Below are 14,589 nucleotides of genomic sequence, written 5' to 3' on the forward strand. Positions count from 1 at the left end.
ATACATAAGTATGTGACCTGCAATGTCCTCACTTTGCCGCCTTGCTACAACTCGAACTATTTAGAATATAGCTGAGAGATTAACATCTTAATCTGTAAATAAATATTTACTAAAAATTGGTGTTGAACTCTAATTTAAATATTATAAATGTTAATTTTATGTAAATTTATATATTTATCAATTCACTACTGTTGTGTAAATAATATTTTACATGTGTGGAAGTATTTTACATAAATGGATTGAATTGTTTACGATGCATGGTATGTTATTAGTCATACACCCAAACACAATACGTAAATAATAAACTAAGCAAATATAAGCTAATAAGTAGGTAAAAAATGATCATGCAAAAAGATGTACTCAACAATGTGAATATTCAAGACGAGCAGGTATTAATCACTCCTGAGAGTCTGAAAGAGAAATATCCGCTGAGTCGCAGCAACCTGCATGCCATTGCGACATCGCGCCAAGTGATTGCTGACATTATTCATCAACGCGACCCTCGCTTACTCGTGGTATGTGGCCCTTGCTCAATCCATGATGTGGATGCTGCTATTGAATATGGTGAGCGTCTGAAAGTATTAGCCGAAGAATTAAGTGATAGCTTATATATTGTGATGCGTGTGTATTTTGAAAAACCTCGTACAACCGTGGGTTGGAAAGGTTTGATTAGTGATCCATTTATGGATGGCTCTTTTGAAATGGAAAAAGGCCTGCATATTGCTCGTGACTTGCTGACTAATTTAGTGAATATGGGGTTACCATTAGCGACAGAAGCACTGGATCCTAACAATCCTCAATACTTAGGGGATCTATTTAGTTGGTCTGCCATTGGTGCAAGAACCACTGAGTCACAAACACACCGCGAAATGGCATCGGGTTTATCTATGCCTGTTGGTTTTAAAAATGGAACGGATGGAAGTTTATCTACCGCAATTAATGCATTAAAAGCAGCTGCCATGCCACACCGTTTTATGGGGATTAACCAATCTGGCCAAGTTTGTTTATTACATACTAAAGGCAATAGTAATGGCCATGTCATTTTACGTGGTGGAAAAACACCTAACTACAACGCTGAAGACATTGCGGCTTGTGAAGCTGAAATGAAAAAAGCTGGTTTAGAGCCATCACTTATGGTGGATTGTAGCCATGGAAACTCAAATAAAGATTACCGTCGTCAGCCATTAGTTGTTGATTCTATTATTGAACAAATTATTAATGGTAATGAATCAATTACAGGTATTATGCTAGAAAGCCATATTAATGAAGGGAATCAAACATCAGAACAAGCCCGTGACTCAATGAAATACGGTGTTTCAGTAACTGATGCCTGCATTAACTGGCAAACGACGGAAACGGTATTGCGTAAATTGCATCAGGCATTACTACCTGTGCTTGAACAACGTGCGCAAAAATTGAGCAAAGTGAGCTGATCAAGGTATTGGTATGTCTGTTGAGTTATCCCATTTACGGGAACAAATTGATGAAGTTGATAAATCGTTACTCGATTTATTAGCAAAAAGGTTGCAATTGGTTGCTGAAGTCGGTGAAGTGAAAAGCTTACATGGCTTACCGATTTATGTGCCTGAGCGCGAAACCAGTATGTTGGCCGCACGTCGCGCTGAAGCTGAGCGTATGGGGATCCCACCTGATCTGATTGAGGATATTCTAAGGCGGATCATGCGTGAATCTTACGCACGTGAAAATGATAAAGGGTTCAAAACATTGAACCCATCAGCTGGACCCATTGTGATTGTGGGCGGTGATGGGAAAATGGGGCGGTTGTTCCACCGCCTTCTGACTTTATCAGGTTACCAAGTCAAAATATTGAATGAAGGTGATTGGCCGCAAGCAGAGTCTATAGTTGCTGGTGCGAGCGTTGTGATCATCAGTGTACCTATTCACTTAACAGTACAAGTGATCAACCAACTGCCTAAATTGGATAAAAGCACGATCTTGATGGATATCGCGTCAATTAAGCAACAGCCCATAGAAGCGATGTTAGCTGCGCATGATGGGCCCGTACTTGGACTTCACCCGATGTTTGGCCCTGATATTGGTAGCGTTGCAAAGCAAGTATTTGCTTATTGTAATGGCCGTAGCTCGGAGTCTTATCAGTGGTTCCTTGAACAGCTATTAGTTTGGGGAGCTCGCTTGAAAGAAATATCAGCTGAAGAGCATGATAAAAATATGAGCTTTATTCAGGCATTACGGCACTTTACAACATTTACTTATGGACGAAATCTTGCTGAGGAAAATATCGATTTACAGCAACTGCTTGATTTATCATCGCCTATTTATCGTTTAGAGCTCGCGATGGTTGGGCGGCTGTTTGCACAAGACCCTCAACTGTATGCAGATATTATTATGTCTTCTGATGAAAACGTTGAATTGATACGGAGGTATCACCAATTGTTAGGGGACTCAATAATGCTACTTGAGAAAAAAGATAAAGAGGAATTTATCCACCAATTTAATCAAGTTAGCCAGTGGTTCGGCGAAGATGCCCATCATTTTATGAAAGAAAGCCAATCATTACTGCAACGAGCAAACGATAATCGAAAATAATCATCCCCGCCCTCTATCGTGTTTTATTGCGGTAGGGGGCTTTATCTGTGCTGTTAATGTATCGCTGTCTTCCATATTCTTCCATTTTAGTTAATCTCACTTGAAATCTTTATTTAAAATAAGTAATTGTACTTATATGTATAATTTCTATCGAATAATGTGCTAATTAGCCTAAAATTGAATTTATTCACTATTTAATTCCAAATTAATCAATTTTTAAAATTAATATTTATAAATCGATCGATTTATATGATAAAGATCTTATCTGTTTTACCGATAACACTACTCATTAAATGATGACTAGCGTGGTAAATATATGTTTTTTAAAAATCTCAAAATCAGTATGAAGTTAACGATAGCATTTGGTGGTTTTGTTGCGCTTATTATCTTAAGTTCAATATTTTCTTTAGCGAATATGAACCGGGCTAATGAAGGAATGAAGCAGGTACTTTATGAAAGCTATCCTATTGCTTCGACAGCCGGGCAGATGATGGATAACTTTTATTCTTTTATTGGGATCCAAGAGCTGATTTTACTTGATGACAGAGGTAGTGATAAGCGCCGTGAAGAGCTTGCTAAAATTACACTGAAAATAACAGAGTTGTTAGAAAAACTAGAAAGCAGTGTCACTGATGATCGTTCTAAAGAAATTTTGGCAGATTTACGCGTGATCCGCCAACAGTTCCATGCATCGCTGGCACGTATGAATGTATTCTTACAACAAAATAATCGGCAAGCGGCGATTGATGAGATGATGACGAAAACTTCGAGTATTCAGCGGGATTATCGAGATCACATTCAAACATTGATGGCAATTCAAGACTTGCAGATGCAAGAGATCGGCCGGAAAGTCAATGCAGACTATGAAAGTAATAAATTATTACTGGCTGTGCTCTCAATCTTGAGTATCGCTGCGGGCTGCGTAATGGGTTGGTATATTACGACTATTATTACTAGACCATTGGAAAATGCGGTTAATTTCGCTCAGTCAATTGCAAATGGGGATTTGACTAAAGATATTCAGGTCACCTCAAAAGATGAAACGGGTGTGTTGCTAAATGCACTTAATGATATGAAAGAACACTTGCTGGAAATCGTCCAAGAGGTTCAGCAAGGTTCTGAAAGTATTTCGGCGGCAGCAGGGCAAATTGTTGCAGGGAACCAAAACCTTGCCGCACGTACAGAAGAACAAGCCGCATCAGTTGAAGAAACGGCTAGTTCAATGGAGCAAATAACTTCAACTGTTCAAAATACGACTGAGCACACCCATGAAGCAAGTATGCTTGCAGATCAAGCAGCGATTGTTGTGCAAAATAATGGCGATATGATGAGCCAAGTTACGAACAAAATGCGAGCAATCAACGGTTCGTCATCACAGATGACAGAAATTATTAACCTAATAGACTCGATTGCATTCCAAACTAATATCTTAGCATTGAATGCATCCGTTGAAGCGGCAAGAGCCGGTGAACATGGGCGAGGCTTTGCCGTTGTTGCTGGGGAAGTGAGATTATTAGCACAAAAAAGTGCAGCTTCAGCGAGTGATATTCGCGGGTTGATTGAAAACTCATCGTCACAAACGCAAGAAGGCATGGAACTTGTTGAAAAAGCAACTCAGCAAATACATGGCATGGTGGATAGTGTAAAAGAGATGAATGCGCTACTACGTGAAATTGGGCAAGCTAGCCGTGAGCAAAGCGATGGGATCTCTCAAATTAATAGTGCAGTAGGGCAACTTGATTTAACCACACAACAAAATGCGAGTTTAGTTGAAGAATCTGTTGTTGCTGCGGACTCCTTAAATGAACAAGCATATCATTTGAAGGAGTTAGTGAATTATTTCAGAGTTAAATCGTCGAGTCATCAGCCTAAAGCAGCAATATAGTTTCCGCTAAATAGGCTGCACTGATAAAAGTGCAGCCAGATTATATTTTATTAAGGCGTGATCTTTTCAGGTTCAACAGGAACCACATTTTCGGATGGGTAGCAGCCTAATATTTTAATTGATCTAGTAATTGTTGAAAGTTCTCTCAAAGCTTGCTGCATATTATCTGAACGTAAGTTTGAATGAACATCTACATAAAACATCTCTTCCCAGGGCTTACCATTAATTGGCCTAGATTCTAATTTACTCATAATTATCTTATTATTTTTCAAAATAACTAATGCATCAACTAAGGCTCCAGCTTGTTGGCCAGTGGTAAGAAGTAGTGTTGTTTTAGCGGGGACTTGTTCAGTGACTTCAATTGGTTGCGGTGCAACAACAATAAACCGAGTCATATTAATTTGCTGATTAGCGAGGTTGTGTTCTATTACGCTTAAATTGTATAACGCGCCGCCGGCTTCACTTCCAAGCGCCGCTACACTCGGTGAGTTTTGGTCTGCGACCATTTGCATTGCAGTTGATGTACTATCACAATATTTTATTTCCCAGTGAGGGAATTGCGCTAAGTATTGGCTACATTGCTGGAAAGGCTGAGGGTGGCTATACACGGTTTTGATCTGGCTGAGATCAGTATTTCCTGTTGTTAAGAGACAATGGTTTATTGGGAGTCGAATTTCTCCAACGATTGATAATGATGTATTTTGCAGTAAATCGTAAACATCATTAATTGCACCCGAGCTGGTGTTTTCTATTGGCAAAATGCCATACTCCGCTTGCCCACTCTCAACTAATGAAAAAATATCTTGGAATTTATGGCAACTGCATTCAACCAGTTGGTCAAAGTGGCGAGCAGAATATTGGCGTGCAGCAATGTGTGAGTAAGAACCTTTCGGCCCTAAGAATGCGAAACGGGCAGTATCACTCGGGGTTAAATTTAAATGTTTTTGTAAAATCGCCTGTTGTGTAAGAACGGAGTCCTCAATAATCATTTGGAATAGGCGGGTGATATAAAAACCATCAAGCCCTAGCGGTTTGCCTTTGTTGATTAAAACATCAAGAAGCTGACGCTCACGGTCTTTATCACGAATAGGGCGGCTATCATCAATTTTTGTTTCAGCGACTTCAACAGCATAACCACGGCGCTTTGCTAAAAGATTTAGTAATTCACTATCCAGTTGACTTATTTTTTCTCTTACTTTCAATAAATTAGTGCTGTTTTCCATGCTGCCTACCCTGTTAATATTATGATATAAAAAAAGCCCCCTAGAGGGGGCTTTCTAATTTTGTCTTCTTTTCTTTCTCGAACGACAAAAGCCCCTAATTAGGAGTTGCTAAAAAAGAAGAAAAAGAAAACAAAATTAAGATTCATATGAATACCTTTAGTCGATTCAATTTAAATAAACCCGATACTCACTAAGAAGTCAATAGGTAAGGATCAGAAACATAAAAAACGCGCCCATAGCGAGCGCGTTTACAAGGTTCAAGATTAGTTGATAGATAATATAAAATTATAACGTAACAGTATTATTCGCTTCTTTTACACTATTATATGCTCTTCTTGATTCTCCTTTATGTTGCACTTTATTAAGTTGTCTTTCGAGTTTGTTAATTAGTTCATTAATTGCAACGTACATATCTTCATGCTTGGCACTTGCGACCAATTTTCCTGTCGCTGTTTTTATGTTGGCATCAACCATAAAACCTTGTGGCTCTTTTGATAAAACAACATGCGTATTTATCAAGGATGCTTGCCACTTATCGAGTTTTGTTAGACGGCTCTCAATGTGCTCACGAATCGCTGGGGTAATGTCCATTTGTTTGCTAGTAATGTTCACTATCATATAGTTACCTCTCATTGTTTCCGTCTTTGTTGAGTTCAGAATACCCGTTCTTGCTAAGAAAAAATTGATATAGATCACATCTCATTCAGAGGAAGAGTAGCGCTCATCCGAAGTGTGATTTCACGTAAAAAAGGGGCGAAAAAGCATTGCCAAAATGAATTGATTAAGGGAAACTGGCTGGGTTGGCTAACGGAACGGTAATTAGCCGGAGTTTTTTTTGGGTTAAAATTAGCACACTAAATGGGCAAGCAACTAAATCGCCGTTAGCAAAGAAAACAGCAGCCTTGGCTGCTGTTCAGACTGCGGACAAACATATTATGTTTGGCAGCAAGTTTAATCGGTTATTGAAAATAAATTAGGAAAATCAATTCATTGATTTTCGGCTGATAACACAAAGCGGGAAAAACCACGCTTTTATCCCGCTTTGTCAACAACCTAAACAGCAGCCTTGGCCGCTGTTTTCGATCTCACGATGATATTATTGTGGGTTTGCAGCAATAATACTCGCAACTTTATTCGCTTCTTGGTTTAGCCCCATCTCATTATAAGCAATTTCCATGTATGCTAAGGCATTACGTGTTGCTTCTGTGTCTGGGTAGTCTTTTAGCATTTGTTGAACACGATTAACAACCGCGACATAAGCACCGCGTTTGTTGTAGTATTCGACAACAGAAAGATCGAATTTTGCTAAACGGTCTTTTAAGTAAACTAATCGCTTACTCGCATCATTGGAATATAAGCTGTTAGGATAGTAGCGAACTAGCTGACTGAAATCTTTGAATGCAACTCGTGCATGCTGTGGATCTCTGTCTGAGCGGTCAATACCAAAGAGGCCTTGCAATAAGCTATCATCCAGGGCCATCGCGGTTAAGCCTCGCATATAGAGGACATAATCAATATTTGGATGAGTTGGGTTCAAACGCATGAAACGGTCAATCGCGGCTATCGCCATTGGCAGCTCTGCTGATTTATAATATGCATAAATCAGGTCTAATTGAACCTGCTGAGCATATGGACCAAATGGATAACGGTTATCAAGAGCTTCAAATTGTTTAATCGCTGCTTTAAAATTGCCGTCCTGTAGTTTTTGCTGACCCGTTGCATATATTTCAGCAGGGGAGCTATCAGGGCTGACTTCAGGAGTGCTGGAACAGCCGACTAAAATCAGGCTCAACGTGGCTGCAGCCACCAGATTTTTCATACGTATCATCACGTGTAGGTTATCCTCTGAGTGTTTCGAGGGAGTCTATCCATAAGGCTCCCGGCAAAATTCGAGTTACAATAGCATATATTTTAAATGAAACGGCACTGCCGTCAAAACACAAACACCAAAAAGTAGATTAATTTATGGCTCAACAAGTACAACTTAGTGCAACTATCGCTGAATCACAGCTTGGTCAACGTTTAGATCAGGCTTTGGCCGAATTGTTCCCTGATTATTCACGTTCTCGCATAAAAGAATGGATTTTAGCTGATAGAGTGCAGGTTAATGGCAAAGTTATCAATAAGCCAAAAGAAAAAGTTTTCGGCAGTGAACAAATTTTAATCGATGCCCTCATTGAAGAAGATAATCGCTGGGAACCACAAGATATCCCACTTAATGTGATTTATGAAGATGAAGATATCCTAATTATTAATAAACCGCGTGATTTAGTTGTCCACCCCGGGGCAGGAAACCCAGATGGCACAATTCTGAATGCGTTATTATATCGTTATCCTGAAATTGCAGATGTGCCAAGGGCGGGTATTGTTCATCGTTTAGATAAAGACACAACAGGCTTAATGGTTGTCGCAAAAACCGTTCCAGCTCAAACACACCTTGTCGAAGCATTGCAACGTAGAGAAATTACGCGTGAATATGAAGCAGTTGCGGTCGGTCGTATGACCGCGGGCGGTATGGTAGAAGAACCTATCTCTCGCCATCCAACTAAACGAACTCATATGGCTGTACACCCAATGGGCAAACCAGCCATAACGCATTATCGTGTAATGGAACACTTTAGAGCTCATACTCGTTTACGTTTACGTCTGGAAACGGGTAGAACACACCAAATTCGAGTTCATATGGCCCATATCAATCATCCCTTAATTGGTGATCCTTTATACGGTGGGCGGCCGCGTCCATTAAAAGGGGCGACAGAGGAGTTTTTAGAGGTCATGCGTAATTTTGATAGGCAAGCACTGCACGCCACCATGTTGCGTTTATATCACCCAATCTCAGGTATTCAAATGGAGTGGCATGCACCGTTACCTGATGATATGGTTAAGCTTATTGAAGCTCTAAAAGCAGATACTGAACTGCATAAAGACGATATGGACTGGTAATGAATACATTGATTTTCCCTGATTGGCCACAACCTAAAAATATAGCTAGCTGTAGTACAACTCGTACAGGTGGTGTGAGCCAACCACCTTTTGATAGCTTGAATTTAGGTGATCATGTTGGGGATGTTCCCAATGCTGTCAGTGAAAATCGTCAACGCCTTGAAAAACTTGCTCAGCTACCACAACAGCCTGTATGGCTTGAGCAAGTGCATGGTACTGATGTGCTACATCTTGTTGGGAATAAAATTCACAATAGGCAAGCGGATGCAGTGTATAGCAACCAGGTTGGCCAAGTTTGTGCCATTATGACGGCGGATTGCTTGCCTGTGTTATTTACTAATCAAGCCGGAACGGAAGTAGCCGCCGCCCATGCAGGGTGGCGTGGGTTATGTCATGGAGTCCTTGAAAATACAGTTGCTCAATTTATTTGTCCTGCAAATGAAATTATCGCTTGGCTTGGCCCAGCTATTGGTGCTAAGAAATTTGAAGTCGGCAAGGAAGTCAAAGAGGCTTTTGTTAATCAATCGTCTGATTTAGCCTCTGCTTTTATTCCTTATAACAATAAATATCTAGCTGATATTTATTTGTTAGCGCGTAAAAGACTACAAGCTGCTGGCGTAACGAAAGTGTATGGCGGTGATTTTTGTACCGTAACAGATGAAAACAGATTTTTTTCCTATCGAAGGGAAGGAAAGACTGGCAGAATGGCTTCATTAATATGGATAAACACCTAGTCTTGGTGTTTTATTCTAAATTAATGGATATTATGAAAATAATTCCTTGCAAAACTTGAATATTTAAAAACTGACCTCATCTAGTATCCAGTAGCAAATTTAATCTCATTTATTGGAGGTGTTATGCGTCTGGACCGTTTAACTAATAAATTCCAGCAAGCTCTCGCTGACGCCCAATCACTAGCCCTTGGGCGCGAAAACCAGTTTATAGAACCTATTCATCTATTAAGTGCCCTGTTTAATCAAGAAGGGGGTACCGTTCGTCCATTGCTGACGACGTTAGGCGTGAATGCCGTACAATTTCAGCAAAAAGTCGAAGATGCGCTAGGTCGTTTACCTCAAGTGCAAGGTGTAGCGGGAGATGTTCAACCATCAAGTGACTTAATGCGTCATTTGAATTTATGTGATCAGCTGGCACAAAAGCACGGAGATGAATTTATCTCCTCAGAATTATTTCTTGTCGCCGCTTTAGAAGCCAATACGACATTAGCAGACATGCTCAAAGCAGCAGGTGTTAATAAAGATAATTTAAAAAAGGCAATAGAACAGATGCGTGGTGGAGAAAAAGTGAATGACCAAAGCGCTGAAGACCAGCGCCAAGCCTTGAAAAAATATACGGTTGATTTAACTGAACGTGCAGAGCAAGGCAAATTAGACCCTGTGATTGGCCGAGATGAAGAAATTCGTCGTACCATTCAAGTATTGCAACGTCGTACTAAAAATAATCCCGTGCTGATTGGTGAGCCAGGTGTTGGTAAAACAGCGATTGTTGAAGGGTTAGCACAACGTATCGTAAATGGTGAAATTCCAGAAGGGTTAAAAAATAAACGGGTATTATCCCTAGATATGGGGGCACTGATTGCGGGTGCGAAATATCGCGGTGAGTTTGAGGAGCGTCTGAAAGCCGTTCTAAATGACCTCGCCAAACAGGAAGGTAACGTCATTCTATTTATTGACGAGCTACATACTATGGTTGGTGCAGGTAAAGCCGATGGTGCGATGGATGCGGGCAACATGTTAAAACCTGCGTTGGCTCGTGGTGAATTACACTGCGTTGGTGCAACCACATTGGATGAGTATCGACAATACATTGAGAAAGACCCTGCTTTAGAACGTCGTTTCCAAAAAGTGTATGTCGCAGAGCCATCCGTTGAAGACACAATTGCTATTTTACGTGGCTTAAAAGAACGTTATGAATTGCATCACCATGTGCAAATAACTGACCCAGCGATTGTGGCAGCGGCAACGTTATCGCATCGGTATATTACTGACCGCATGTTACCCGATAAAGCGATTGATTTAATTGATGAAGCGGGTGCAAGTTTACGTATGCAAATGGATTCAAAACCTGAATCCTTAGATAGGCTGGAACGTCGTGTTATTCAGCTCAAACTCGAACAGCAAGCGCTGAAAAAAGAATCAGATGACGCAAGTAAAAAACGCCTTGAGATGTTAGAAGAAGAGCTCGCAGAGAAAGAGCGTGAATATTCTGCGTTAGAAGAAGAATGGAAAGCTGAAAAAGCATCATTAACGGGTACTCAGCATATTAAAGCTGAACTTGAAAATACACGTATCGAGATGGAAAAAGCACGCCGTATGGGTGATTTGGCAAAAATGTCCGAATTGCAATACGGTAAAATTCCAGAGTTGGAAAAACAGCTTGAAGCGGCAACGAAAGCTGAAGGTAAAAGCATGAAACTGTTACGTAATAAAGTAACAGATGTTGAAATTGCAGAAATCTTAGCGCGTTGGACTGGCATTCCTGTATCTCGAATGCTAGAAAGCGAAAGAGAGAAACTGTTACGTATGGAACAGCAACTCCATCAGCGTGTTATTGGACAAGATGAAGCTGTAGTTGCAGTATCGAATGCAATTCGTCGTAGTCGTGCAGGGTTATCAGATCCGAACCGCCCAATTGGCTCGTTTATGTTCTTAGGGCCAACAGGGGTAGGTAAAACTGAGTTATGTAAAGCGTTAGCAAACTTTATGTTTGATAGCGATGATGCAATGGTTCGTATCGACATGTCTGAATTTATGGAAAAACATGCGGTATCACGTTTAGTGGGCGCACCTCCTGGATATGTTGGTTACGAAGAAGGTGGGTATTTAACTGAAGCAGTTCGACGTCGTCCTTACTCAGTCATTTTATTGGATGAAGTTGAGAAAGCACACCCTGATGTTTTCAACATTTTATTACAAGTGCTTGATGATGGACGTTTAACGGATGGGCAAGGTAGAACGGTAGACTTCCGTAATACAGTAATCATCATGACATCCAACTTGGGTTCTGACTTAATCCAAGAAAGGTTTGGCATGATTGGTTACTCAGAAATGAAAGATATGGTGATGGAAGTGGTGTCCCATAGTTTCAGACCTGAATTTATTAACCGTATAGATGAAGTCGTTGTATTCCATCCATTAGGTAAAGAGCAAATTACGAATATTGCCAATATTCAATTGGCTCGTTTATATAAACGTCTTGAAGAGCACGGTTATGAAGTCAGTGCAACACCAGCGGCACTTGAGAAAATTGGGGAGGCTGGTTTTGACCCAATCTTCGGAGCAAGGCCGTTGAAACGTGCAATTCAGCAGGAAATTGAAAACCCTCTGGCACAAGAAATCTTGTCAGGTAAGTTATTGCCAGGTAAACCTGTCATTTTAGATGTAGAAAATGACGAAATCGTTGCTAAACAGTAATTGATGTTATTGTGAAATCAAAAGGTGGCTAATAATAGCCACCTTTTTTATATCAAATTACGTATAAAACCGCTTTTTTTGTTTGAGAAATGTACGTAAAGTATAAAATACCATCACTTAAAAATTATTTTCAAAAAAACACTTGCCAGATTTTTCTGACTCCCTATAATGCGCCACCAATGACCGGGAACAAGACAACGCAAAGCGCGGTGAACACTGAAACGGCAGCGAGAGATTCTGAAAAGAAAAAGCAAAAAATTGCTTGACTCTCACAGAGGAAAACGTATTATACGCCTCCTCGCGACAACGGCCTCGAAGTCGAAAATCAAAAGATTTAGTCGCAACGCTCTTTAACAATTTATCAGACAATCTGTGTGGGCACTCACAGGACACTATCAAAAAAATATTTGATTTTAAGTCTTGAAGAGTGACTAACACGTTAATTCATATATATGAACTAATAGGTAATTTGGTTTCTTCGGAAATCAAACGACAGTAAACATTCTTTGAGCATCAAGCTTTTTAATTGAAGAGTTTGATCATGGCTCAGATTGAACGCTGGCGGCAGGCCTAACACATGCAAGTCGAGCGGTAACAGGGGAAGCTTGCTTCTCGCTGACGAGCGGCGGACGGGTGAGTAATGTATGGGGATCTGCCCGATAGAGGGGGATAACTACTGGAAACGGTAGCTAATACCGCATAATCTCTCAGGAGCAAAGCAGGGGAACTTCGGTCCTTGCGCTATCGGATGAACCCATATGGGATTAGCTAGTAGGTGAGGTAATGGCTCACCTAGGCGACGATCCCTAGCTGGTCTGAGAGGATGATCAGCCACACTGGGACTGAGACACGGCCCAGACTCCTACGGGAGGCAGCAGTGGGGAATATTGCACAATGGGCGCAAGCCTGATGCAGCCATGCCGCGTGTATGAAGAAGGCCCTAGGGTTGTAAAGTACTTTCAGTCGGGAGGAAGGCGTTGATGCTAATATCATCAGCGATTGACGTTACCGACAGAAGAAGCACCGGCTAACTCCGTGCCAGCAGCCGCGGTAATACGGAGGGTGCAAGCGTTAATCGGAATTACTGGGCGTAAAGCGCACGCAGGCGGTTGATTAAGTTAGATGTGAAATCCCCGGGCTTAACCTGGGAATGGCATCTAAGACTGGTCAGCTAGAGTCTTGTAGAGGGGGGTAGAATTCCATGTGTAGCGGTGAAATGCGTAGAGATGTGGAGGAATACCGGTGGCGAAGGCGGCCCCCTGGACAAAGACTGACGCTCAGGTGCGAAAGCGTGGGGAGCAAACAGGATTAGATACCCTGGTAGTCCACGCTGTAAACGATGTCGATTTGAAGGTTGTTCCCTTGAGGAGTGGCTTTCGGAGCTAACGCGTTAAATCGACCGCCTGGGGAGTACGGCCGCAAGGTTAAAACTCAAATGAATTGACGGGGGCCCGCACAAGCGGTGGAGCATGTGGTTTAATTCGATGCAACGCGAAGAACCTTACCTACTCTTGACATCCAGAGAACTTAGCAGAGATGCTTTGGTGCCTTCGGGAACTCTGAGACAGGTGCTGCATGGCTGTCGTCAGCTCGTGTTGTGAAATGTTGGGTTAAGTCCCGCAACGAGCGCAACCCTTATCCTTTGTTGCCAGCGATTCGGTCGGGAACTCAAAGGAGACTGCCGGTGATAAACCGGAGGAAGGTGGGGATGACGTCAAGTCATCATGGCCCTTACGAGTAGGGCTACACACGTGCTACAATGGCGTATACAAAGAGAAGCGACCTCGCGAGAGCAAGCGGAACTCATAAAGTACGTCGTAGTCCGGATTGGAGTCTGCAACTCGACTCCATGAAGTCGGAATCGCTAGTAATCGTAGATCAGAATGCTACGGTGAATACGTTCCCGGGCCTTGTACACACCGCCCGTCACACCATGGGAGTGGGTTGCAAAAGAAGTAGGTAGCTTAACCTTCGGGAGGGCGCTTACCACTTTGTGATTCATGACTGGGGTGAAGTCGTAACAAGGTAACCGTAGGGGAACCTGCGGTTGGATCACCTCCTTACCATTGAAGTGTTTTTGTGAAGTGCTCACACAGATTGTCTGATGAAATAGAGTAGCGGTATCGATAGGCTTGTAGCTCAGGTGGTTAGAGCGCACCCCTGATAAGGGTGAGGTCGGTGGTTCAAGTCCACTCAGGCCTACCAAAATCGAATTGATGCTTCGTTATAACCTAGCTCGTTTACCTAGCGTAAACGTCGCCATGTTATGCCTTGCCTAAATTCGATTTATAACTAATTTCTTTCATAAAAAGAAACGATACCGAAAAATACCTTTATGGGGCTATAGCTCAGCTGGGAGAGCGCCTGCCTTGCACGCAGGAGGTCAGCGGTTCGATCCCGCTTAGCTCCACCATAAATTTTTCTGATTATTCAGAATAGATTAGTGAAATAGTCTATTGCGAATAATTATGCTCTTTAACAATCTGGAACAAGCTGAAAATTGAAAACAACGCACATTGTTTATCGCTTAAACAATGTG

General features: G+C 41.6%; 9 protein-coding genes, 2 tRNA genes, 1 rRNA gene and 1 other annotated feature. Of the genes, 9 read left to right on the top strand and 3 right to left on the bottom strand.

Annotated features, from left to right (window positions below; all coding sequences use genetic code 11):
- Nucleotides 1-338: 338 nt before the first annotated feature.
- The 3 genes from P3L37_RS04315 (at nt 339) to P3L37_RS04325 (ending at nt 4,453) form a co-directional block, all read left to right on the top strand.
- Nucleotides 339-1,433 (top strand): 3-deoxy-7-phosphoheptulonate synthase, encoded by a 1,095-nt coding sequence (locus P3L37_RS04315; protein ID WP_123382455.1) that lies wholly within the window; start codon nt 339-341, stop codon nt 1,431-1,433.
- A 13-nt stretch (nt 1,434-1,446) separates the two neighbouring features.
- Entirely contained in the window at nt 1,447-2,568 is a 1,122-nt protein-coding gene (tyrA, locus tag P3L37_RS04320) for a bifunctional chorismate mutase/prephenate dehydrogenase (protein ID WP_109911982.1), read from the top strand.
- A gap of 316 nt (nt 2,569-2,884) precedes the next feature.
- Complete coding sequence (locus tag P3L37_RS04325; protein ID WP_109911983.1) at nt 2,885-4,453, top strand: methyl-accepting chemotaxis protein; 1,569 nt, start codon at nt 2,885-2,887, stop codon at nt 4,451-4,453.
- Nucleotides 4,454-4,503: 50 nt separating this feature from the next.
- Here the strand turns inward: P3L37_RS04325 and pheA are convergent, their stop codons facing one another.
- The 3 genes from pheA to bamD all read right to left on the bottom strand — a co-directional run bounded on the left by pheA (nt 4,504) and on the right by bamD (nt 7,504).
- Nucleotides 4,504-5,676: a bifunctional chorismate mutase/prephenate dehydratase gene (gene pheA, locus P3L37_RS04330; protein WP_004913989.1), complete on the bottom strand. Its 1,173-nt coding sequence runs from the start codon at nt 5,674-5,676 to the stop codon at nt 4,504-4,506.
- A 26-nt stretch (nt 5,677-5,702) separates the two neighbouring features.
- Nucleotides 5,703-5,823, bottom strand: a sequence feature (Phe leader region).
- A gap of 138 nt (nt 5,824-5,961) precedes the next feature.
- Nucleotides 5,962-6,294 (bottom strand): ribosome-associated translation inhibitor RaiA, encoded by a 333-nt coding sequence (gene raiA, locus P3L37_RS04335; RefSeq protein ID WP_004913987.1) that lies wholly within the window; start codon nt 6,292-6,294, stop codon nt 5,962-5,964.
- Between the two features lie 478 nt (nt 6,295-6,772).
- Entirely contained in the window at nt 6,773-7,504 is a 732-nt protein-coding gene (bamD, locus tag P3L37_RS04340; protein WP_004913985.1) for an outer membrane protein assembly factor BamD, read from the bottom strand.
- A gap of 137 nt (nt 7,505-7,641) precedes the next feature.
- Here bamD and rluD point away from each other — a divergent pair, with 137 nt between their 5' ends.
- The 6 genes from rluD to P3L37_RS04370 all read left to right on the top strand — a co-directional run bounded on the left by rluD (nt 7,642) and on the right by P3L37_RS04370 (nt 14,463).
- Nucleotides 7,642-8,619, top strand: a complete 978-nt coding sequence (rluD, locus tag P3L37_RS04345) for a 23S rRNA pseudouridine(1911/1915/1917) synthase RluD (protein WP_004913983.1) — start codon at nt 7,642-7,644, stop codon at nt 8,617-8,619.
- Complete coding sequence (gene yfiH / locus P3L37_RS04350) at nt 8,619-9,353, top strand: purine nucleoside phosphorylase YfiH (RefSeq protein ID WP_109911984.1); 735 nt, start codon at nt 8,619-8,621, stop codon at nt 9,351-9,353. The genes rluD and yfiH overlap by 1 nt, the downstream gene beginning before the upstream one ends.
- A gap of 123 nt (nt 9,354-9,476) precedes the next feature.
- Nucleotides 9,477-12,050, top strand: coding sequence for an ATP-dependent chaperone ClpB (gene clpB / locus P3L37_RS04355; RefSeq protein ID WP_272667444.1), 2,574 nt, complete (start codon nt 9,477-9,479; stop codon nt 12,048-12,050).
- A 523-nt stretch (nt 12,051-12,573) separates the two neighbouring features.
- A 16S ribosomal RNA gene (locus P3L37_RS04360) occupies nt 12,574-14,113 on the top strand.
- Between the two features lie 65 nt (nt 14,114-14,178).
- A tRNA-Ile gene (locus tag P3L37_RS04365) sits at nt 14,179-14,255 on the top strand.
- Between the two features lie 132 nt (nt 14,256-14,387).
- Nucleotides 14,388-14,463: transfer RNA gene (locus P3L37_RS04370), tRNA-Ala, on the top strand.
- Nucleotides 14,464-14,589 lie beyond the last annotated feature (126 nt).

Source organism: Providencia sp. PROV114, from assembly GCF_032704305.1.
In the GTDB taxonomy this organism is placed as follows: domain Bacteria; phylum Pseudomonadota; class Gammaproteobacteria; order Enterobacterales; family Enterobacteriaceae; genus Providencia; species Providencia rettgeri.